This window comes from Hallerella porci, assembly GCF_003148885.1.
GTDB lineage: Bacteria > Fibrobacterota > Fibrobacteria > Fibrobacterales > Fibrobacteraceae > Hallerella > Hallerella porci.
The window spans coordinates 29,521-47,686 of record NZ_QGHD01000018.1 but is presented as its reverse complement, the minus strand read 5'-3'; the positions used below and the strand labels follow the sequence as shown (position 1 = coordinate 47,686).

22 protein-coding genes and 1 tRNA gene are annotated in these 18,166 nt (G+C 45.5%); 15 read left to right on the top strand and 8 right to left on the bottom strand.

All coding sequences use genetic code 11. The features are described from left to right. From B0H50_RS08960 to B0H50_RS08950, 3 genes are all read right to left on the bottom strand, one after another. On the bottom strand, positions 1-353 hold a 353-nt coding region (locus B0H50_RS08960), incomplete at its 3' end, for a DUF4372 domain-containing protein (RefSeq protein ID WP_146193719.1). A 108-nt stretch (positions 354-461) separates the two neighbouring features. After that, entirely contained in the window at positions 462-872 is a 411-nt protein-coding gene (locus B0H50_RS08955) for a hypothetical protein (protein ID WP_109587583.1), read from the bottom strand. Between the two features lie 31 nt (positions 873-903). After that, the gene (locus B0H50_RS08950; RefSeq protein ID WP_146193718.1) at positions 904-1,113 is read right to left on the bottom strand and encodes a hypothetical protein; all 210 of its coding nucleotides are present in this window, start codon (positions 1,111-1,113) and stop codon (positions 904-906) included. A gap of 504 nt (positions 1,114-1,617) precedes the next feature. On the opposite strand from B0H50_RS08950, the gene B0H50_RS08945 reads away from it, so the two are divergent. The 5 genes from B0H50_RS08945 (at position 1,618) to B0H50_RS08925 (ending at position 7,085) form a co-directional block, all read left to right on the top strand. Beyond that, positions 1,618-2,448, top strand: a complete 831-nt coding sequence (locus B0H50_RS08945) for a DUF2334 domain-containing protein (RefSeq protein ID WP_109587581.1) — start codon at positions 1,618-1,620, stop codon at positions 2,446-2,448. Positions 2,449-2,471: 23 nt separating this feature from the next. Further along, positions 2,472-4,157 carry an AMP-binding protein gene (locus B0H50_RS08940; protein ID WP_109587580.1) on the top strand — a complete coding sequence of 562 codons (1,686 nt, stop codon included), beginning with the start codon at positions 2,472-2,474 and terminating at the stop codon, positions 4,155-4,157. Continuing rightward, on the top strand, positions 4,158-5,408 hold the full coding sequence (gene fabF / locus B0H50_RS08935; protein ID WP_106198260.1) for a beta-ketoacyl-ACP synthase II: 1,251 nt from the start codon (positions 4,158-4,160) through the stop codon (positions 5,406-5,408). A gap of 14 nt (positions 5,409-5,422) precedes the next feature. Beyond that, positions 5,423-6,616, top strand: a complete 1,194-nt coding sequence (fabV, locus tag B0H50_RS08930; protein WP_106198261.1) for an enoyl-ACP reductase FabV — start codon at positions 5,423-5,425, stop codon at positions 6,614-6,616. 124 nt (positions 6,617-6,740) lie between these two features. Further along, positions 6,741-7,085, top strand: coding sequence for a hypothetical protein (locus B0H50_RS08925; protein WP_106198262.1), 345 nt, complete (start codon positions 6,741-6,743; stop codon positions 7,083-7,085). Between the two features lie 71 nt (positions 7,086-7,156). Here B0H50_RS08925 and B0H50_RS08920 read toward each other — a convergent pair. Further along, positions 7,157-7,228 (bottom strand) — tRNA-Gly (locus B0H50_RS08920). A gap of 151 nt (positions 7,229-7,379) precedes the next feature. Here B0H50_RS08920 and infC point away from each other — a divergent pair. The 3 genes from infC to rplT are packed head-to-tail and all read left to right on the top strand — an operon-like array spanning position 7,380 to position 8,548. After that, the gene (gene infC / locus B0H50_RS08915; RefSeq protein ID WP_106198263.1) at positions 7,380-7,991 is read left to right on the top strand and encodes a translation initiation factor IF-3; all 612 of its coding nucleotides are present in this window, start codon (positions 7,380-7,382) and stop codon (positions 7,989-7,991) included. Continuing rightward, positions 7,984-8,181, top strand: coding sequence for a 50S ribosomal protein L35 (rpmI, locus tag B0H50_RS08910; RefSeq protein ID WP_100425384.1), 198 nt, complete (start codon positions 7,984-7,986; stop codon positions 8,179-8,181). Before infC ends, rpmI begins: the two co-directional genes overlap by 8 nt. Before the next feature lie 13 nt (positions 8,182-8,194). Further along, complete coding sequence (gene rplT / locus B0H50_RS08905; RefSeq protein WP_106198264.1) at positions 8,195-8,548, top strand: 50S ribosomal protein L20; 354 nt, start codon at positions 8,195-8,197, stop codon at positions 8,546-8,548. 80 nt (positions 8,549-8,628) lie between these two features. Here rplT and B0H50_RS08900 read toward each other — a convergent pair whose 3' ends face one another. Beyond that, positions 8,629-9,816 (bottom strand): sensor histidine kinase, encoded by a 1,188-nt coding sequence (locus B0H50_RS08900; protein WP_109587579.1) that lies wholly within the window; start codon positions 9,814-9,816, stop codon positions 8,629-8,631. Positions 9,817-10,002: 186 nt separating this feature from the next. Between B0H50_RS08900 and B0H50_RS08895 the strand changes: the two genes are divergently transcribed. Beyond that, positions 10,003-10,827, top strand: a complete 825-nt coding sequence (locus B0H50_RS08895) for a sigma-70 family RNA polymerase sigma factor (RefSeq protein ID WP_106198266.1) — start codon at positions 10,003-10,005, stop codon at positions 10,825-10,827. Positions 10,828-10,911: 84 nt separating this feature from the next. Here B0H50_RS08895 and mnmE read toward each other — a convergent pair whose 3' ends face one another. Next, positions 10,912-12,255, bottom strand: coding sequence for a tRNA uridine-5-carboxymethylaminomethyl(34) synthesis GTPase MnmE (gene mnmE, locus B0H50_RS08890; protein ID WP_233244675.1), 1,344 nt, complete (start codon positions 12,253-12,255; stop codon positions 10,912-10,914). Between the two features lie 125 nt (positions 12,256-12,380). Between mnmE and B0H50_RS08885 the strand changes: the two genes are divergently transcribed. From B0H50_RS08885 to B0H50_RS08865, 5 genes are read left to right on the top strand one after another with little or no spacing between them, the layout of a single operon-like run. Next, positions 12,381-12,974, top strand: coding sequence for a ClpP family protease (locus B0H50_RS08885; protein WP_106198268.1), 594 nt, complete (start codon positions 12,381-12,383; stop codon positions 12,972-12,974). Further along, on the top strand, positions 12,974-13,876 hold the full coding sequence (ftsY, locus tag B0H50_RS08880; RefSeq protein WP_106198269.1) for a signal recognition particle-docking protein FtsY: 903 nt from the start codon (positions 12,974-12,976) through the stop codon (positions 13,874-13,876). Before B0H50_RS08885 ends, ftsY begins: the two co-directional genes overlap by 1 nt. Then, positions 13,857-14,213 (top strand): hypothetical protein, encoded by a 357-nt coding sequence (locus tag B0H50_RS08875; protein WP_146129153.1) that lies wholly within the window; start codon positions 13,857-13,859, stop codon positions 14,211-14,213. The genes ftsY and B0H50_RS08875 overlap by 20 nt, the downstream gene beginning before the upstream one ends. Continuing rightward, positions 14,210-14,683: a thioredoxin family protein gene (locus B0H50_RS08870; RefSeq protein WP_106198271.1), complete on the top strand. Its 474-nt coding sequence runs from the start codon at positions 14,210-14,212 to the stop codon at positions 14,681-14,683. The genes B0H50_RS08875 and B0H50_RS08870 overlap by 4 nt, the downstream gene beginning before the upstream one ends. Then, positions 14,668-16,299, top strand: a complete 1,632-nt coding sequence (locus B0H50_RS08865; RefSeq protein ID WP_233244673.1) for a glycosyltransferase family 2 protein — start codon at positions 14,668-14,670, stop codon at positions 16,297-16,299. Before B0H50_RS08870 ends, B0H50_RS08865 begins: the two co-directional genes overlap by 16 nt. 55 nt (positions 16,300-16,354) lie before the next feature. On the opposite strand, the gene B0H50_RS08860 is transcribed toward B0H50_RS08865, so the two are convergent. Further along, positions 16,355-16,639, bottom strand: coding sequence for a hypothetical protein (locus B0H50_RS08860; RefSeq protein ID WP_106198273.1), 285 nt, complete (start codon positions 16,637-16,639; stop codon positions 16,355-16,357). 24 nt (positions 16,640-16,663) lie between these two features. Between B0H50_RS08860 and B0H50_RS08855 the strand changes: the two genes are divergently transcribed. After that, entirely contained in the window at positions 16,664-17,482 is an 819-nt protein-coding gene (locus tag B0H50_RS08855; protein WP_106198274.1) for a menaquinone biosynthetic enzyme MqnA/MqnD family protein, read from the top strand. Here B0H50_RS08855 and B0H50_RS08850 read toward each other — a convergent pair. Next, the gene (locus tag B0H50_RS08850) at positions 17,479-18,120 is read right to left on the bottom strand and encodes a bifunctional 4-hydroxy-2-oxoglutarate aldolase/2-dehydro-3-deoxy-phosphogluconate aldolase (RefSeq protein ID WP_106198344.1); all 642 of its coding nucleotides are present in this window, start codon (positions 18,118-18,120) and stop codon (positions 17,479-17,481) included. The two genes, B0H50_RS08855 and B0H50_RS08850, sit on opposite strands and share 4 nt — an antisense overlap. Between the last annotated feature and the right edge of the window lie 46 nt (positions 18,121-18,166).

Genomic DNA, 18,166 nt, shown 5'->3' with positions numbered 1-18,166 from the left:
CTGTCCGGTAAAAAACGGCCGAACTTTTCGTAGAGCGACTTGTAGACGGCCTCGAAGAACTTGCAGGGGCGTCTGTTGTTCGCGTCTGAGAAAGTGCTCATCTTCAGCGGTCCCGTGAACTCGGCGTGCCACAGGTGCCTCGCTTCCGTGTTCACTCCCGTAAGGATTTCGCGCAGGGACCTGTAATTTTTGAATACAGCGAACAACAGCACGAGCAGGTGCTGGAACCCGTCGAACTTCTTGACATAGCGTTCCCCGCCAACGCTGCGGGATTGCCCCAGAATTTCGCCTTTAGAGAGGTATTTTGTGATTTGTGCGTATATCGGCTGTCCGGTAAAATTTCTACATTCCATAGTGCTTTTGAATTTGTTTTATGTGCAAAAGAAACTATAGTCAAAAGCGGCGGCTCCCGGAAACGGAAGTCGCCTTTTTTGTTAGATTTCAGGTTGAATTAAAAAGTTTTACCGGACACTAATAATTTTTTTTATGTTCCATAATTTTTCAAAAGGATGATACTGAAGAATTTCGGCAGAGGCATACGTCCCCACATAGATGCCTCCCTCATCAGCGTAAAGCATTCTGACGCGCGTTTTTGGTGGAGGAACGACCGGATCGGAGCCAATCTTGGAAATAAACAGTCTGGGCGTGTATGTATAATTTCCAAACAGGGTATCGTTGCTGTCCACCGGGCTTGTCCAGGCATCCATTAACACAATCCAATCGCCGGAATGGGCTACTTTTTGAAGACCCCCGCCGCGATCGAACCTTGTCTCGGGAGTAAATCCCCCTTCCAACCATCCGAAGGGTGTGTTGTCTTCAACCTTGCCGGGCGACGTGCCTGTATTTTCAGAACAAGCAAAAATGGCGAGCATAAACAAAAACGTCACGCAGTACTTTAATTTTTCACCGTTCGTCCCCTCCCCATGCAAATTCGGTCAGCAATTTGGGACCATCGTAGGATTTGCATTCTTCCACCGAAGGAACTTTTCCAAACAAGACATTTCCTTCGGAATCTGTCATATATTTCGCCGCCTCTTCGCCACTTTTCGGTTCGCTTACAAATTCCTCTTTTGCGTTGTCAAAATCCTTTTCCGCAAAGGAAAAAGCGAACATTGTCAAAAAAATGCACAGGATTTGTTTTGTCATTCCATACGCCGTAAAAAACGTTTCAAAAAATAGCAAAAAAGTTTATTTTGCCAATGATCGTGTTGAAATTGCTTTCATAAAGCCATCTTTAGCGTGAACCATTATGGCGAAGAGAATTTGATAAATTTATCGATTATTCTTCAACTAGTTCGGCAGACTCGTGAACTGAAATTCCATAACCGTCCATTATTGAAGGGATTGTGGCTTTTTTAGGATATAAGGAGCGGTTTTTAATGGTTCCAGTAGAATTTGTGAATCCTTCATTTTTTTCAGACCTTTACTAAATCCCCGTTAATTAAATCCTTCGTTAATTACATCTGTTCTTTGGAAATGCGGCTTGCGAAATCGGCGAAAATAATCCCGCCGTTTTTGAAAAAGGGACGGGAAACGCTTTTGCAAGTGGAATGTGTTTTTATTTTGAAGGCGCTTTTTTGCAGCTTTTTCTATTTTACCGCAAAAAGGAGAATTTGAATGGAACTGAACAAAGATATCGCCGACATTTCTGCAGCTGAGGCAGAAAATTTTAAAGGCAAAAGATTTATTCTTTGCTACCACGATTTCAACATTCGGAACTTTGAAAAAGCTCTAGTGCAAATCGATCAGATTTCAAGCACTGCTGGTTCCCCGATTTCGGTTGCGGTTGTGCCCGCTGTGGGAGCTGCCCCCGAAGAAGAACGCGAAAATTTTTGCGCAGCGGTTGCCAAATTAAAAGCAGACGGCCACGAACTTTTGTTGCACGGTGCGCGTCATGCTGCAAACTTGAGCAAAGAACGCTCGGTGTTTGGTAAAAGCGCTTTGATGCTTTCGAGCAATGTCGCCGAATTTGCGGGACTTTCGAAAGAAGAATCGCAGACTCTTCTCGATCGTTCTATTGCGCTTTGGTATGCGCTCGGCCAAGAAGAATTGCCGATTGGTTACGTCCCGCCGGCGTGGTATGATAACAATTATTTGAAAGATCAAATTCTTGAAAAATTTAAGACTTACGAAGATCGCACGACGATTTATAAAAAGCGCGATTTGATTGTGTCGGTCCATGAAGATGCCGACGAATCGACGGAAAAGAAAGCGGAAGAAAAGCCGGTAGAAAAATTCCTTTCGATGGGAATTAGCTTTGCAGGTCTTCCGGATATTTCTTTGGGAATTGCGCAAACGTCTGCGTGCCTTACGATTCAAGCGCCGCTGGGAACGCCGCGCCTTACGATTCACCATGTGGACTTTACTTCCATCGGTGAAAAACGCATCTTGAATTTGGTGCGCTATGCACTTTCGAAACGCGAAAAAATCTTTTACAGAGATCTTTGATCCTTTAATTTTACTGGGTTTTTATGAATCAACTTCTCAAATTTATCGATCGCGTGGAATATAGTTCTTACGAAGATTTATACGAGAACTTCAAAATTCACGTTCCTGAAAACTTTAACTTTGCGTTTGATGTCGTTGACGACTATGCGCAGACTTGCCCCAAAAAAGAAGCTCTCGTTTGGTGCGATGATAATGATGAACGTCATATTTTTACGTTCAAGGATTTATCGCTTGCGTCAAAGCGGACTGCGAATTTCTTAAAGCAGCACGGAATCCGGAAAGGGGATCGGGTGCAGTTAATGCTCCGCCGCCGTTATGAATTCTGGTTCTTCCTTTTGGCTTTGCATCGCATCGGCGCTATCGCTGTGCCGGCAACGAATATGTTAACTTCTGCGGATTTGGAATATCGCTTTAATGCGGCAGAAATTAAAATGGTCGTCGCATACGATGATCCGAATTTGCAAAAAGAAATCGAAGTTGCCAAAGAAAAAGCGCCTTCGCTCGAAAGCCTTGTCGCTATTGGTCAACCGCGTCAGGGTTGGATTTCTTTCTACGATGATTACGAAATTTGCTCTTCGAAATTTGAACGCCCGACAGGCGAAGACGCCATTAAAAATGATGACATTATGGTCATCTATTTTACGAGCGGAACTTCGAGCAATCCGAAAATGGTGGCGCATACATTTACGTATCCGCTTGGCCACATTGTGACAGCGAAGTATTGGCAAAATGTCGTCGATGACGGGCGTCATTTAACCGTTGCAGAAACCGGTTGGGCAAAAGCTCTCTGGGGAAAAATTTACGGGCAATGGATCGCGGGAAGCGCTGTGTTCACTTATGATATGAACACTTTTATTCCGGGCAAACTTTTGGAAAAAATGTCCGAATATAAAATCACGACATTCTGCGCTCCGCCGACGGTTTATCGTTATCTTTTGCAGCATGATCCTGCGAAGTATGATTTGTCGAGTCTCAAATATTGCGTGACTGCTGGCGAAGCTCTCAACACGGATATTTACGATCGCTGGCTTGCGAAAACCGGCATCAAATTGTACGAAGGTTACGGTCAAACGGAACTCACTCTCACCATGGGAAATTATCCGTGGAAAGATCCGCGTTCGGGCTCGATGGGAATGCCGTCTCCGGGTTATCGCATCGATATCGTGGATACCGAAGGAAAGCCGTGTAAAGCAGAAGAAGTCGGTGAAATCATTATTCGCATCGATGGCGGAAAACCGTTCGGAATGTTCGGCGGTTATTACCGTGACGAAGAACGCACGCAGAAAGTTTTCGAAGGCGGCGTGTATCATACGGGCGATACCGCATGGCGCGACCAGAACGGTTATTGCTGGTTTGTCGGGCGCACGGACGATTTGATTAAAAGTTCCGGCTATCGCATCAGTCCGTTTGAAGTCGAAGAAGTTCTTTTGAAGCACCCGGCGGTTTTGGAAGTCGCGGTGACGGGCGTCGAAGACGCTTCGCGCGGACAAGCGATTAAGGCGACAATCGTTCTGCAGAGCGGTTATACCGCATCCAAGGAACTCGCAAAGGACATTCAACTGTTCACAAAGAAAGTGGCGGCATCTTACAAGAGCCCGCGTATCATTGACTTTGTCACAGAACTTCCGAAAACCATCAGCGGAAAAATCCGGCGGGTGGCGATTCGTGAAAAAGACAAGCAGGAACAACCGAAAGACAAGGCGAATTAAATGAGCAAAAGACGCGTTGTAATCACGGGAATGGGCACAGTTTCTCCGATTGGAAAAACGGTTCCTTCGCTGTGGAAGGCCATTCAACAAGGAAAAAGCGGAGTCGCTCCGATTACGCTTTTTGATGCAAGTAATTGCCCGGTGAAAATTGCGGCAGAAATCAAGGATTTTAAGCCCGAAGAACACGGGATTGATCCGAAAGAAGCGCGCCGCATGTCTCGGTTTACGCAGTTTTTGCTCGCTGCAGCCAATGAAGCTGTTGCCGACGCAAAGCTTTCGAAAGAAGATCTCGCTGCCGAAAAAACGGGAATCGTTGCCGGAAACGGCCTCAGCGGAATGGATGTCTTTGACGCCTCGTATGCCAAGTACATCGAATGCGGAAAGCGTCGTGCATCGCCGCTTGCGATGCCCGAATTAATCGCAAACGAAGCGGGCGCAAATGTTTCAATTGCGCTTGGCATTACCGGCTGCGCGTGGACGATTGCGACCGCTTGCGCTTCGGGAACCGATGCGATTGGCCTTGCTTTTGACACAATTCGTTCTGGACGTTTAGATGTTTGTCTTGCGGGTGGTTCGGAAAGTGGCATTACCGAATTCTCCATCAAGAGTTTTGCGGGAATGCATGCGCTTACCGATAAATTCAACGACGCACCAGAAAAAGCTTCGCGCCCATTTGATAAAGACCGCTCCGGTTTTGTGATGGGCGAAGGCGGAGGCATTTTAGTTCTCGAAGAATTGGAACACGCAAAGGCTCGCGGTGCTCGCATTTATGCAGAACTCGCCGGCTACGGTGCATCTGCGGATGCGTATCACATTACGAGTCCGCGTCCGGGTGGAGAAACTTGTGCGAAAGCATTAACTCGCGCCATCCAAGATGCGGGAATTCAGCCCGAAGAAATTCAGTATTACAATGCGCATGGTACATCGACGCATTTGAATGATTTGACCGAAACCGCAATGCTTAAAATTGCGCTCGGCGATCACGCAAAGAAAATCAAAATTTCGAGTACGAAGAGTATGACGGGTCACTGCGTCGGTGCTGCTGGCGCAATTGAAGCGATTATCACGACTCTCGCCATTACCAATTCATTCTACCCTGCAACAATCAATTTGGAAAATCCAGATCCGGAATGCGATTTGGATTATACGCCGAATGTGGGAATTGCTGGAAACATCGATTGTGCAGCGTCCGCATCTCTTGGATTCGGCGGGCACAACGGCGTCGTTATCATCAAAAAGTTTAAGGATTAACAAGGAGCAACCTTATGATTATCAAGCCTCTCATCCGCAGCAACATGTGCATTAACGCTCATCCGATTGGCTGTGCGAAAGAAGTGGAAAACCAAATCGCTTATGTCGAAAAGAAGGCGGCAGAACGCGGCAAACTTCCGAGTGCTCCGAAGAACGTCCTCGTTCTCGGTTGCTCCACCGGTTATGGTCTTGCAAGTCGTATTGCTGCAGCTTTTGAATGCGGCGCAAATACGATTGGCGTTTCCTTCGAAAAAGAAGGCACAGAATCGAAGAGCGGAACCCCGGGCTGGTACAACAACATGGCATTTGACCGTGCTGCAAAGGCAAAGGGTCTTGGCTGCGTCACATTTAATGGTGACGCATTCTCCGACGAAATGCGGAAACAAGTTATCGAAGCTTCGAAGCAATTCGGAAAAATTGACCTCGTGATTTACAGTGTGGCAAGTGCTGTCCGCGTGGATCCGGTGACGGGCGAAAAATACCGCAGCGTTTTGAAGCCGTTAACGAAAACGTTCTCGGGCGCAACGATGGACGTGGTGACCGGAAAGTTCTCAATTATTACCGCAGAAGTGGCAAATGAAGAAGAAAAGCGTCAGACGGTAAAAGTCATGGGCGGCGAAGACTGGGCACGTTGGATTCAACAACTTTCGGAAGCGGGCGTTCTCGCCGAAGGCGTGAAGACGGTTGCTTACTCTTACATTGGACCGACTTATACGCATGCTATTTACCGCGACGGTACGATCGGAGCTGCGAAGAAAGATATCGAACGCACTGCCCGCGAAATTGACGCTTCTCTCAAGAAGTCTTTGAACGGCGAAGCTTACATTTCGGTGAACAAAGGCCTTGTCACCCGTTCTTCGGCGGTGATTCCTCTGATTCCGCTTTACATCTCCATTCTCTTCAAAATTATGAAGAGAAACGGCACTCACGAAGGTTGCATCGAACAGATGGAACGTTTGTTTGCAGAACGCCTTTACACGGGTAAAGCGGTGCCGACCGATGACGAAAAGCGCATCCGCATCGACGAACTCGAATTGGATCCGAAGGTGCAAGAAGAAGTCGCAAAATATATGGCGATTGTCAACGAAAATAACATCGCAGAACTCGGCGACCTTCAAGGTTATCGTCACGACTTCCTCGCGACAAATGGCTTTGACATCGCTGGCGTCGATTACGAAAAAGACGTCGAAAGAATGGATACGATCTAATTTTCGGAAACATTTCCAAGCAAAAAGCGGTCTTTTCGAAGGCCGCTTTTTTTGTGCTTTTTCCCGAGAATAAAATGCCCACAAAAATGCTTTTGTATATTGTAAAAAAGTACGGAGGACATTTATGGTTGTCGATATCGGTAAAATTTCATCTTGGAATGCGTCAAATCATACGGGGACGATTTATTCCGAGGCAACTCACAAAACTTATGGCGTTACAAAAAGCGCCTTTGGGCGTATTCCGCGCGAGCCTATCATCGGCGATTATGTGACGATCGACGCTGTCGATTCTCGATTCAAAAATAAAGTGCAAACCGCTCGCATTCGCGGACTTGAACCGCAGAAATCAAATTTCGGCACAATTCTTTTGGTGCTTTTATTTTTCCTCGCCGTTTTCTTTGTTTGGAAATCGGGAGTCTTGGAATCGTTTACGGTGGTAAAAACCGAAAAACCGATGATTCGGAATTAACGGGCGCAAAGCGCTGCAAAATGAAAAGGGAAAATAAAAAAGCCCGCGGAGAATTTCCGAGGGCTTTTTCGAGCGGCGGACCGGGATCGAACCGGCAACCATTAGCTTGGAAGGCTAAAGCTCTACCATTGAGCTACCGCCGCAGCGAACACAATTATACAAAAAAAACGGTAAATTCCAAAGGGGAAGAGAAGAAAAAGTTGAACTTTTTCCATATCTTTGCTAAATTTTCGGACAAATTCAACCATTTTCATGAGGTAGTAGAACTTGTTTCCTAATCCGCGTCTGAGGCAAATGCCGAACCGTCCTGCTGACGGCACCCGTATCAACGAAGCCATTCACATTTCTCCGGTTCGCGTAATCAAAGAAGACGGAACCCAAGAAGTCATTGATACGCGCAAAGCTTTGCAGATGGCAAAGAACGCCGGACTGGATCTGGTGGAAGTCTCGCCGAATGCGAAACCGCCAGTTTGCCGTATTATCAATTACAGCAAATACAAGTTCGAACAAGCGAAGAAAGCAAAGGCTGCAAAAGCAAAGCAGCATGTGGTCAAGCTGAAAGAAATTAAAATGCATCCGAAGACCGCAGAAAACGATTACTTGTATCGTATCAAGCAAATTCGCGGCTTCCTCGAAGATGGCATGAAAGTTCGTTTGATTATGCAGTTCCGTGGACGCGAAATGGCGCACATGGACTACGGCCGCCGACTGATGGAACGCGCCAAAGAAGATTTGGCAGATGTCGGCGAATTGGAAACGGATTCGCGGATGGAAGGGAATACTCTTCTCTACATCTACGGTCCACGTCGCGGAGTAGCTCCTAAGGCTGCACCGCAAAAGCCCGCAACCGAGCCAAAGGCAGCAGGTGAGGCTACACAACAAACCGAAGAGGTAAACAATGCCTAAGATGAAAACCCACGGTGGTGCTAAGAAGCGCTTCCGCGTGACCGGCAGCGGCCACGTGAAGTTCAAACGCGCTGGTCTTCGCCACATTCTTACCAAGATGACGACAAAGCGTAAGCGCAATTTGCGTAAAGCCGGAACCGTCAAGAAATCCGATGAATACAGAGTCAAGCGTCTGCTTGTCAAAGCATAAGGAGTAAGTAAGAATGCCACGTTCTAAGACTAGAGTTCCTTCTCGCGCACGCCGCAAGAACATTCTCAAAGCTGCAAAGGGCTTCTACGGCCGTCGTAAGTCGAACATTCGTCTTGCGAAAGACGCTGTTGCTCATGCTGGTCAATATGCATACGCTCACCGTCGCGACAAGAAGGGCGCATTCCGCACTTTGTGGATCACCCGCTTGAACGCAGCTGTGCGTGAATTTGATTTAAGCTACAGCCAATTCATCCATCTGTTGTCCAAGGCGAACATCAGCATCAACCGTAAGGTTCTCGCTGACCTCGCTGTGAGCGATCCGGAAGCATTTGCTGCCGTCGTGAACCAGGTGAAGGCTTCTGCTTAACGAAGAGAAGTGATTCTAAAAATGCCCGAGCCAAAAGCTCGGGTATTTTTTGTTTGGAAATTTTTCAGGAATTGACGGCTTTAATTTTTATAAATTGAAAAGTCTTTTACACTTGGCGTTTGAAAGCCATTGAGTTCAATGTGTAAATCCGCCGTGTAAATGCCCGCCGAATTATCCGCTTTGTAAAGGTATTTGCCGGGATAACAAACTTCGAGGCGGCGCTTGAGATTGGAAAGTCCGATTCCACTTTTCACTTGAGTCGAGGCCGTCTTCGGGGCGATGGTATTTTCCACGTGACATTTTAAAACATCGTTTTGTTCAAAAATCGCAATTTCAATGCGGCAGGGCGCAGAGGGATGCATGCCATATTTAATCGCATTTTCAATCAGCGGCATCATGAAAAGTGGCGCTACTTGTTTCTCGGGATCTTTCACATCGGTTGTAAATGAGAATTGCATATTTGGACCAAATCGCAATTTTTCTAATTCGCAATATTTTTGCAAAATGTCAAGTTCGGTTTCAAGAGAAACGTTCTCTTCTTTGGATTCGTGTAACATTTGCCGCAGAACCGAAGAAAGGCGAATCATCGATTTTTGCGCAAGTTTCGGATCGATATCAACGAGAGCGGTGATGTTGTTTAATGTGTTAAAAAGAAAGTGCGACGAAAGCTGTTGCTTTAAGAATGCGAGGTCTGCTTGCAAATAAAAATTTTCTTGGATGCGTTTTTGGAATACTTCTTGCGCATGTAAACCACCTAAGCGGAAGAGCACATTAAATGTGCAAACGATTAATGTGATGATGAAGAAAATTAAGAACAAAAATAAAGCGCGTCCAACCGAATCGATTCTGTAAAAAGAACCGAGTAAAGGTCCCCAAGATCCGCTTACCCAAAGGATGAATAAATCTTGAACGAGAGAAGATTCTACGAGAAATAAAACATTGACAAAGGCGAAAAGGACAAATTTTCGCTTAAAGAAAAATTTGGGAACGAATAAAGTTTGGTTGAGAAAAAATCCGAGGAAAAAATTTAACACGCAGATAAATGCGGCGATGATATTTTTATTGGAAAATGAAGGCTCTATGCTTCCCGCAGAAGCTGCCACATAACCCACCGCTAAAAAGAATAAAAGCATCATGATGCGCATCGATGTCGCAGAAACGGGCTTTCTTCCGCTGAGCCATTCGGGAATTTTTCGGCGAGAATTGATCGCATTAAAATTTTCAAAATCGCTCAAAGACAATTTTTCTTTCTGCTTAATCGTTTTCATGTCCACAATATAGGGACTTTTTTTTGGAAAATGACAGAATAATGACAAAAAAACGATAAACAAAGACAAAAAGGCGATGAAGCTTTTGCCAAAACTAGGGCTCTTTCTGACACTTCACCCGGATTTTGGCTTTAAATTCAAGGCGTAGCGAAAAGGTCGCTATAAAAAATAAAGAGGTAACGACAGATGAATTCTATTTACTTTCAATACTTGAATGACATCGCAAAGTATCCGCTCCTCACACGCGAACAAGAAAAAGTTTTAATTCCTCTTGCCCATCAAGGCAATCGTCGCGCGATTGATCTCCTTGTAAAATCCAATTTGAAATTTGTTGTTAACATTGCAAACTTGTATAAAGGCCAAGGCTTGGACATTGGCGAACTCATTAACGAAGGCAATATGGGCTTAATCGAAGCCGCTCGCCGTTTTGATCCGAATCAGAAAATCAAATTTATCAGTTATGCGGTTTGGTGGATTCGTCAAAATATTATCCGCGCCATTTCGGAAAAAGCTCGCTTGGTGCGCATTAGCGCCGAAAAAGAATTGGTGCTTCGTCGCTTCAATCGTCTTTCGACAAAGACGCGTCAAGTTGTCGGCGGTCAAATGGTAATTGACCCCGAAAGCCTCGAAGGCGCAAGCCGTTACAATGCAAAAGAAATTGAAAAAATTTTGCAGATGGGCGCACGTTCTTCTTCTCTCGATTCTCCTGTCGGCGAAGATGGCGATTCGACTCTCGGCGAATGCTTGCCGGCAGATACCGAAGCGACAGATGCGCTCGCAGCCAAGAACGGCGAACAAGCTTCTCTCAACAATTTGTTAAAAGAAAATTTGACGGAACAAGAACATCGCGTTCTCGGACTTTATTATGGCTTGGACATGGACGCTGATTTGAATTTGAAAGAAATCGGCAAAATGGTGGGACTTTCGAAGGAACGCGTTCGCCAAGTGAAAGAACGCGCATTGGCAAAGCTCCGCAGCACAAAAATTGACCAAGTGTTAGACGCCGCTTAATTGCGTCTTTTTACCCAAACGTTTTTCATCTCTCTCCTTTCTAGTAAACCCGGCTTCGGCCGGGTTTTTCCATTTGGGGAGAATTTATTTGCCGATGCAAAATCCGCTGAAAATCGTTTGCAAAACATCTTCGGAAGAAATTTCTCCGATGATGGATGCGAGCGCATTTGTGACTTGTCGCATTTCAAAAGCGATGAGTTCTGCTGCGGGATTTTCGCGTAAAAGAATTTGGATGCGGTCAATTCCCGCGGAGGCTTCTTTCAAAGCGGCGCATTCGCGTTCGCTTGTAATCCAATATTCGTCGCTGCTTTCACCTTGTGGGAAAAGTGTGGCTTCTAATTTTTTGCAAAAATTTTCCAAGCCTTCGCCCGTTTTTGCCGAAAGAAAAATTTCATCAGCAGAATTCGTCTCGGAAAAATTTTCCTTCAAATCTTTTTTGGAATAAATAATCCAACTTTTTTTAGCGCGGGCTTTTGCCAAAAGCTTTTGCGATTCTTCGGTTTGAACGCTTGTAATGTCTACGAGACAAATGGAAAGATCGGCGGATTCAATTGCCGATTCGCTTTGTTCCATCGAACGTTTATCGAGTTCGTTTTGCGGAATGTCTGCGATGCCTGCGGTATCGATGAGAGTAACATCGCCCGAAGAAAGATGCAACGTCGCTTCGATGAAGTCGCGAGTTGTGCCAGGAATATTGCTTACGAGAACGCGATTTTCTTTTAAGAGCGCATTGAGCAAACTGGATTTTCCGGCGTTTGGGGCTCCGTAAAAAACGACGCGCGGATTGCGATTAAGCGTTCCCGAATTTTTAAAATGCGCAATTAAATTTTGAATGCGATTTTGAATTTCGTCAAAGCGTTCTTTCCAGCCTGAAACATCGGGGTCCGCTTCTTCTTCGACAAAGTCTACGTCGAGTTCAATGCTTGCGTATAAATTTTTCAGCTGATGTGCGAGAGCGTGAATGTCGGAAGAAAATTTTCCGGAGAGAAGTTTGTGCGCATTTTCAACGCCCGCGAGAGTTTGACTGTGGATGACTTCGGCGACGGATTCCGCTTGCACCAAATCCATTTTCCCATTTAAAAAAGCGCGCTTCGTATATTCGCCGGGATATGCGATTCTCACATTTTGAATTGAGCACATCGCTTGAAGAATATTGCGAACGATTAACGGATTTCCGTGCGGAAAAAGTTCTAAAGAATCTTCGCCGGTATAAGAATGCGGCGATTGATAAAAAATATAAACGAGAGAATCCAACAATTTTCCGCTTTCGGGATGACGCATCTCGGCGAGATTTGCTGTGCGAGGAATTGCGTTTTTTACGCCGAGCATTTTTTGCAAAATGGTTCGCGATTCATTTCCGCTTACGCGAATCACGGCAAGCGCAGAAGTTCCGTTCGGAGTTGCAGGGGCGACGATTGTTTGTTCCACGAGATGAAATTTAGATTTAATTAAACGGCTAAATTTTCCTTGTAGCGCAAAGCGCCGCAGAAAATCCCCAAAACAAAAAAAGAAAAATTTTTAAATTGAAGAAAAAACAATTCAGATGGAGTCTTATGAACGCCGCGAAGAAAACAGAAAAAGATCAAGCGAAAGAACAACTTCCAGACTTTATGAAAAAAGCCGAAGAGTATTTTTCGAATAGTCGCAAAGTCTTTTTGTGGAATCAAGTCGATGATGAAAGCGCAGAAAAAATTGTAAAGCAGTTGATTTATCTCGATTCGCTTTCGCACGACGACATTACTTTTTACATCAATAGCCCGGGCGGCGTGATTTCGAGCGGCCTCGCCATTTACGATTGCATGAACGCCATCCAAAGCGATGTGGTTACGGTTTGCTGCGGACAAGCGGCTTCGATGGGCGCAGTCCTTTTAACCGCAGGCGCAAAAGGAAAACGTTACGCTTGGCCGTCGGCGCGGATTATGATTCATCAGCCGTTAATTCAAGGTCAAATGGAAGGCCCGGCGAGCGATATTAAAATTCAAGCCGAAGAAATGCTTCGCATCCGTTCGATTACATCGGGAATTATTGCGAAGACAACAGGCAAAACCGCAGAAGAAGTGGACCGCGATACGGAACGCGATAATTTTATGTCGGCAGAAGAAGCGAAAGCTTACGGTCTTGTCGATGAAGTGAAGAGCATTCTCTAATGGGATTTTTTTCTGCAATTAAAAGCGGGCTCGCGAAAACCCGCAATGCAATTCTCGGCGAAATTAAAGGCATTGCTGGCAAAGGCAAAGTCACCGATGAAATGCTCGAAGATTTGGAAGAGCGTCTGATCAAAGCGGACGTGGGCACAAGCGCTGCGTTCACGCTGACGGATGCCCTCCGCGAAGAAGCGCTCGGAAAATCGCTTTCTCAAGATGAAGTGTTGGATATTCTTCGCTCTGAAGCGGAACGTTTTTTAATGGATCCGCCGAAGTTTGAATTTAAAGGAAATCCGCACGTTATTCTTGTCATCGGCGTGAACGGCGCAGGGAAAACGACGACGATTGGAAAGCTTGCCAAAAAATTCGCAGACGAAGGTCATAAGGTGATGATTGCTGCTGCCGATACATTCCGCGCGGCGGCAATTGAACAGCTTCAAGTCTGGGCGGAACGAGCGGGCGCAGAATTTGTGCATCACGCAGAAGGTTCAGACCCGGCGGCGGTTGCGTTTGACGCTTGCGCTGCAGCAAAAGCCCGTGGCTGCGACATCGTCTTCATCGATACGGCTGGACGTTTGCAGAACAAAGATTACTTGATGGAAGAACTCGCCAAAGTCGTCCGCGTTTTGAAAAAGCAAGACGTTGCTTATCCGCACGATATGCTGCTCGTCATCGACGGTAACACCGGACAGAATGCGATTAATCAAGCTAAAATTTTCAATCAGAGTTTTCCGTTAACGGGACTCGTGGTAACGAAACTCGACGGCACAGCTCATGGCGGTTCTGTCCTTTCGATTGCGAGCTCGCTCAAAGTTCCTATCCTTTGGGTCGGAATGGGTGAACGCATCGACCAACTCGTGCCTTTTAATAAGGCGGAATATGTCGATGGGCTCTTTAAGGAATAAACTCGTTTTCGGAGCGCTTGCGCTTTTTTACGCAGCGTGTTCCGATCGGGCTTCTGTTCCGCCGGAATTTGTTCGCTTATACGGTGATCTGCGGGTTGCAGAACGCGAGTTTGGAGAAATTTCTCCCGATGGTCGCATTGTGCGGGTGAGAATCCTCGAAAAATACGGTTATACCGCAGAACGTTTTGATTCGATTGCAGAAAGAATTCAAACGCATTCGGATTTGTGGGAACCGTTTCAAGTCGCGGTTTCGGAATACATCGATTCGTTAGCGATTGCTGCAGATGCGATTACGCCGCCGCGGCCTCAGCCAACTCCTTCGAAAGGAAAAAAATGAAACGCATCGTTTTTTGCATTTTCGTTTTTTGCGGAATTTTGTTTGCTGCAAAATCGGGAAAAGTTTCTGCGGATTCTGTGCGCTGGGAAAATTATAGCGAAGCGCTCGCCTCTGCGAAAAGCGATCATAAATTGATTTTCGTGGACATTGTCGCGGACTGGTGCGTGCCTTGTCGCGAAATGGATAAGACGACTTATCGCGATAAATCGGTGATTACTCTTTTAAATTCGCGGTTTCACGCGGTGCGTTTAAATCAAGAAGTTCAAGATTCGATTATTTGCGATGACAAAAAATTGCCCGCGAATCGTTGCTTCTTCGATGTTTGGAATTTGCAAGCAGTTCCCTCTTACGTGCTCATTGCGCCGAAGGGACTTTCGATTCTCACGTATTCGGGGAAACTTTCTTCCGATGAACTGCGCATGCTTTTGATGCAATTCCTTGAAAAGGAAAAGGAATGGATTTCTCAATGAATTATTTGCCGTTAGAAATCGCTTTTTGGATTTTGCTTTTTCTTTTGGTGCACTGCTACGTGCTCTTTCCGGTAACGCTTCCGTTTGTGAGCGAAATTTTTTGTCGCAAAGATCGCAAAGTCGAAGGCAAAGGAAAACTTCCCAAAGTTTCAATTCTCGTTTCGGCGTTTAACGAAGAAGCTGTTATCGAAAAGAAAATTCAGAATTTTTTGGAATTGGATTATCCGCGAGAATTGCTCGAAATTTTAATCGGCGACGATGGCTCGGCTGATAAAACGGCAGAAATTATTTCGCGTTATGCAGACCGCGGAATTACTTTGGTGAAAGCGCCGAAGAATGCGGGAAAAGCGGCGATGTTAAATCGTTTGCAGAAATTAGCGCAAGGAGAAATTCTCGTGTTCTGCGATGCGAATACGATGTTCTTTCCGAATGTGGTGCGAAAACTCGTCGCACCTTTTTGCGATCCGAAAATCGGTTGTGTCTGCGGGCATTTGATTTTAACCGATAAAAGTGGAAGTCCGCTCGGCTCGGGTGAACGCAGCTATTGGGATTTGGAATCGGAAATCAAAAAATTTGAAGGCATTTTAGATCGGCTTGTCGGCGGAAACGGCGCGCTTTACGCTATCCGCAAATCGCTTTATACAGAACTTCCGATAAAGAAAAGCGTGATGGATGATTTCTTTATCGCGGTGAAAGTTTTGCAAAAAGGATTCTTTTGCACTTTTGATTCGAGCGCAATTGGAACAGAACAAACTTCGAAAGAAGGCATTGGCGAATATCGTCGTAAAGTGCGCATTGGACGCGCCAATTTCAATTACTTGCTTTCGTATATTCCACTTTTAAATCCGCTGCGTCCGATTACTGCGTATCTGTTTCTTTCGCATAAACTTCTTCGCTGGCTAACTCCACATATCACAATTTTGACGATTATTTTGAATGCGATTTTACTTTCGGCGAAACAGCCGGTTTACTATGTGACTTTTGGATTTATTGCGCTCTTCTTTATTCTTGCGCTCTTTAAAATTTCTTCGAGCGCTTACTATTTTTTGCTCATGAATTTTGCGATGCTCAAAGGCAGTTTACTTTCGTTTAAGAAAGAACACGGCGGCGGTTGGAAACGCGAAGCTCGCGGCGATGAAGAATCTCCCGCTTCTAAAACGATTTCGTTTTTGCTTGCTGCAATTGTATCTTTGTCTCTGCTAACTTTTAAACCGGCAGAAGCTTTGACTGCAGATTTCAGCGTGGGCTCTACGAATTTTACCGAAGAATTTTCGGACTTCAATTTTTCGACATCAATTCATCTTTGGTATCCGCTCGATCAAATGGTTTTCCTCGGCGTGGGCTTGGACTATCAGCGCTTTGGCGATGTTACTTTGGTGCCGGCGCTTGCGAGCGCTTATGTGCGGCTTCCGTTTGGAAGCGTGATGATGCCTGTCGGCACCTTTGACTTCGGGTATGCGTTCGGCGACGATTCGCAGATGATGTGGAAAGCTGGCGGAGGCTTTGACATTAAGCTCGGACGCTATTCTTCGATTTTACTTTTAAGCGGCTATCAAAATTTAAAGAAGACCGGTGATTACGTTTACTTTCGCTGCGGATTACTTTTAGAATTATAAAGCCAACAAAAAATGCCCGAATCAATTCGGGCTTTTCTTTTTGCAAAAAGATTTTTTATTCGACGGTTAAATCTTCGTCGGCGACGTTTAACGAGGCGACGATTTCTAATGCTTCGGGTTCTTCTAAGAAGCGAGCAACCAAACCTGTTCGCTTCTCGGGCGATTCATGCGATTCTAATTCCACGACGTCGTCAATCTGCACGTCGATGACCGCTTTATCGGTAACGGGAATTTTTATGGACATCCCTTTCTGGACATCGCCGTCCAAGATGTTTCCACGGAAAACTAGACTTTTTTGGTCTTCACCAAATAGTGTTCTTTTAACATGAAATTTTGCCATACGCAGAAAAGTTAAATTTTTCTCATGGACTTGCGAGTTGGAAAGATTCCTTTTTTAGTGTGTGCTCCGTTTTTTCATCATTTTTTGGATGAAAACCGCCGATTCGAGGGCATTTCTTTTGTCGATGGCGTTCCGAGTGCGCTCAATCAAATGCTTTGGACCGGGAAAATTCATTTGGCGCCAGCGTCATCCATCGCCTACGCAAAAGATCCGAAGTCATTAATTCTTGTTCCCGATATCTGCACAAGCTGCAATCTCGAAGTGCATTCCGTCGAATTATTTTCAAAATATCCGATGGAAAAACTTTCGAAGAAACGCATTTATTTGACCGCGCAAAGTGGAACGTCGGTTGCGTTATTACGCGTTCTCTGTTCGCAATATTTTCAAATTCAACCCGAATACGTAAGCGATCTAGCGGATGCCGACGCCGCCCTTTTCATCGGCGACGAAGCGTTAAAAAGAAAAATGCAAAACGATTGGCCGTATTGTTTTGACTTGGCGAAGCTTTGGCGTGAATGGAAAAATTTGCCGTTTGTATTCGGCGCTTGGAGTGTTCATCGCTCTGCGTTAAGCGCAGAACTTCTCCCGCTGCTCAAAATTTTTTTGGAAAATTTACGGCAATCGATTGCCGAATTTCGTGAGAATCCAACGAAGGCAATTTCTGCGTGGAAGAAAATTTATCCGGTTCCTTTTAGCGCAGAACAATTAAAGTTTTACTACGATTCTTTGGATTACGAATTTACCGAAGAACGCAAACGTTCCCTTTCGCTATACTTTAATTTGTGTGTAAAGGAGGGAATTCTTCCGGAAGAACCGCGCTTAGAATTTCTTCCCAAAATTTAAACGCACGCTTTGACTTTTTCTAAAAACGCTGACAAATTTTTGCCAATCGTTTCCCAATCGTTTGCTTGCATCAGCGCGGGCTTAAAAATGCTTGCGCCAAAGGCGACGAGGTTTACGCCACTTTTAAAATAATCGGCGACATTATCGGTTGAAACGCCACCGCATGCGAGAAGCGGAATATCGCGGAAAGGTCCGCGCAGCGCTTTGATGTAAGAAGGTCCGCCGACATTTCCGACGGGGAAAATTTTCACGCAGGTTGCGCCCCAATCAAATGCGTTTTGCACTTCGGTCGGAGAAAGCGCGCCTGGAATATCGGGAATATTTTCTTCGACGCATTTTTTGATTACGGCTTCGACGGTATTGGGCGAGACGATAAATTCTGCGCCCGCGTTCAGTGCGATTTTTAAATCTTTGAGATTGCGAACTGTGCCTGCGCCCACTTGAATGCCGTAAGGCTTTGCACAGGCTTTGAGCTTGGCGATGATTTCGGCAGCGGCGCTTGTGTTCATCGTGACTTCAATTGCTTTGAGGCCGCACTGGGCAGCGGTTTTGGCGCAAGCTTCTTCGGCGCCTTGAGGAATGTCGCGGAGAATTCCTACGACAGGAACATCGTGTAAAAAATTCAAAAATTTTTGCATACAATGAAAATAGAATTTTGCAAGTTTTTCGGATACTCTTTTTCCA

Excerpts from the sequence above, each read along its gene's own strand:
- ftsY (WP_106198269.1), top strand. The coding sequence starts at position 12,974 with ATGGGATTTTTTTCTGCAATTAAAAGCGGGCTCGCGAAAACCCGCAAT.
- B0H50_RS08850 (WP_106198344.1), bottom strand. The coding sequence starts at position 18,120 with ATGCAAAAATTTTTGAATTTTTTACACGATGTTCCTGTCGTAGGAATT.
- B0H50_RS08855 (WP_106198274.1), top strand. The coding sequence starts at position 16,664 with ATGGACTTGCGAGTTGGAAAGATTCCTTTTTTAGTGTGTGCTCCGTTT.
- rpmI (WP_100425384.1), top strand. The coding sequence starts at position 7,984 with ATGCCTAAGATGAAAACCCACGGTGGTGCTAAGAAGCGCTTCCGCGTG.
- B0H50_RS08900 (WP_109587579.1), bottom strand. The coding sequence starts at position 9,816 with ATGAAAACGATTAAGCAGAAAGAAAAATTGTCTTTGAGCGATTTTGAA.
- B0H50_RS08875 (WP_146129153.1), top strand. The coding sequence starts at position 13,857 with ATGGGCTCTTTAAGGAATAAACTCGTTTTCGGAGCGCTTGCGCTTTTT.
- infC (WP_106198263.1), top strand. The coding sequence starts at position 7,380 with ATGCCGAACCGTCCTGCTGACGGCACCCGTATCAACGAAGCCATTCAC.
- fabF (WP_106198260.1), top strand. The coding sequence starts at position 4,158 with ATGAGCAAAAGACGCGTTGTAATCACGGGAATGGGCACAGTTTCTCCG.
- B0H50_RS08955 (WP_109587583.1), bottom strand. The coding sequence starts at position 872 with ATGCTCGCCATTTTTGCTTGTTCTGAAAATACAGGCACGTCGCCCGGC.
- B0H50_RS08895 (WP_106198266.1), top strand. The coding sequence starts at position 10,003 with ATGAATTCTATTTACTTTCAATACTTGAATGACATCGCAAAGTATCCG.
- B0H50_RS08925 (WP_106198262.1), top strand. The coding sequence starts at position 6,741 with ATGGTTGTCGATATCGGTAAAATTTCATCTTGGAATGCGTCAAATCAT.
- rplT (WP_106198264.1), top strand. The coding sequence starts at position 8,195 with ATGCCACGTTCTAAGACTAGAGTTCCTTCTCGCGCACGCCGCAAGAAC.
- B0H50_RS08860 (WP_106198273.1), bottom strand. The coding sequence starts at position 16,639 with ATGGCAAAATTTCATGTTAAAAGAACACTATTTGGTGAAGACCAAAAA.
- B0H50_RS08885 (WP_106198268.1), top strand. The coding sequence starts at position 12,381 with ATGAACGCCGCGAAGAAAACAGAAAAAGATCAAGCGAAAGAACAACTT.
- B0H50_RS08950 (WP_146193718.1), bottom strand. The coding sequence starts at position 1,113 with ATGTTCGCTTTTTCCTTTGCGGAAAAGGATTTTGACAACGCAAAAGAG.
- B0H50_RS08870 (WP_106198271.1), top strand. The coding sequence starts at position 14,210 with ATGAAACGCATCGTTTTTTGCATTTTCGTTTTTTGCGGAATTTTGTTT.
- B0H50_RS08940 (WP_109587580.1), top strand. The coding sequence starts at position 2,472 with ATGAATCAACTTCTCAAATTTATCGATCGCGTGGAATATAGTTCTTAC.
- fabV (WP_106198261.1), top strand. The coding sequence starts at position 5,423 with ATGATTATCAAGCCTCTCATCCGCAGCAACATGTGCATTAACGCTCAT.
- B0H50_RS08945 (WP_109587581.1), top strand. The coding sequence starts at position 1,618 with ATGGAACTGAACAAAGATATCGCCGACATTTCTGCAGCTGAGGCAGAA.
- B0H50_RS08865 (WP_233244673.1), top strand. The coding sequence starts at position 14,668 with ATGGATTTCTCAATGAATTATTTGCCGTTAGAAATCGCTTTTTGGATT.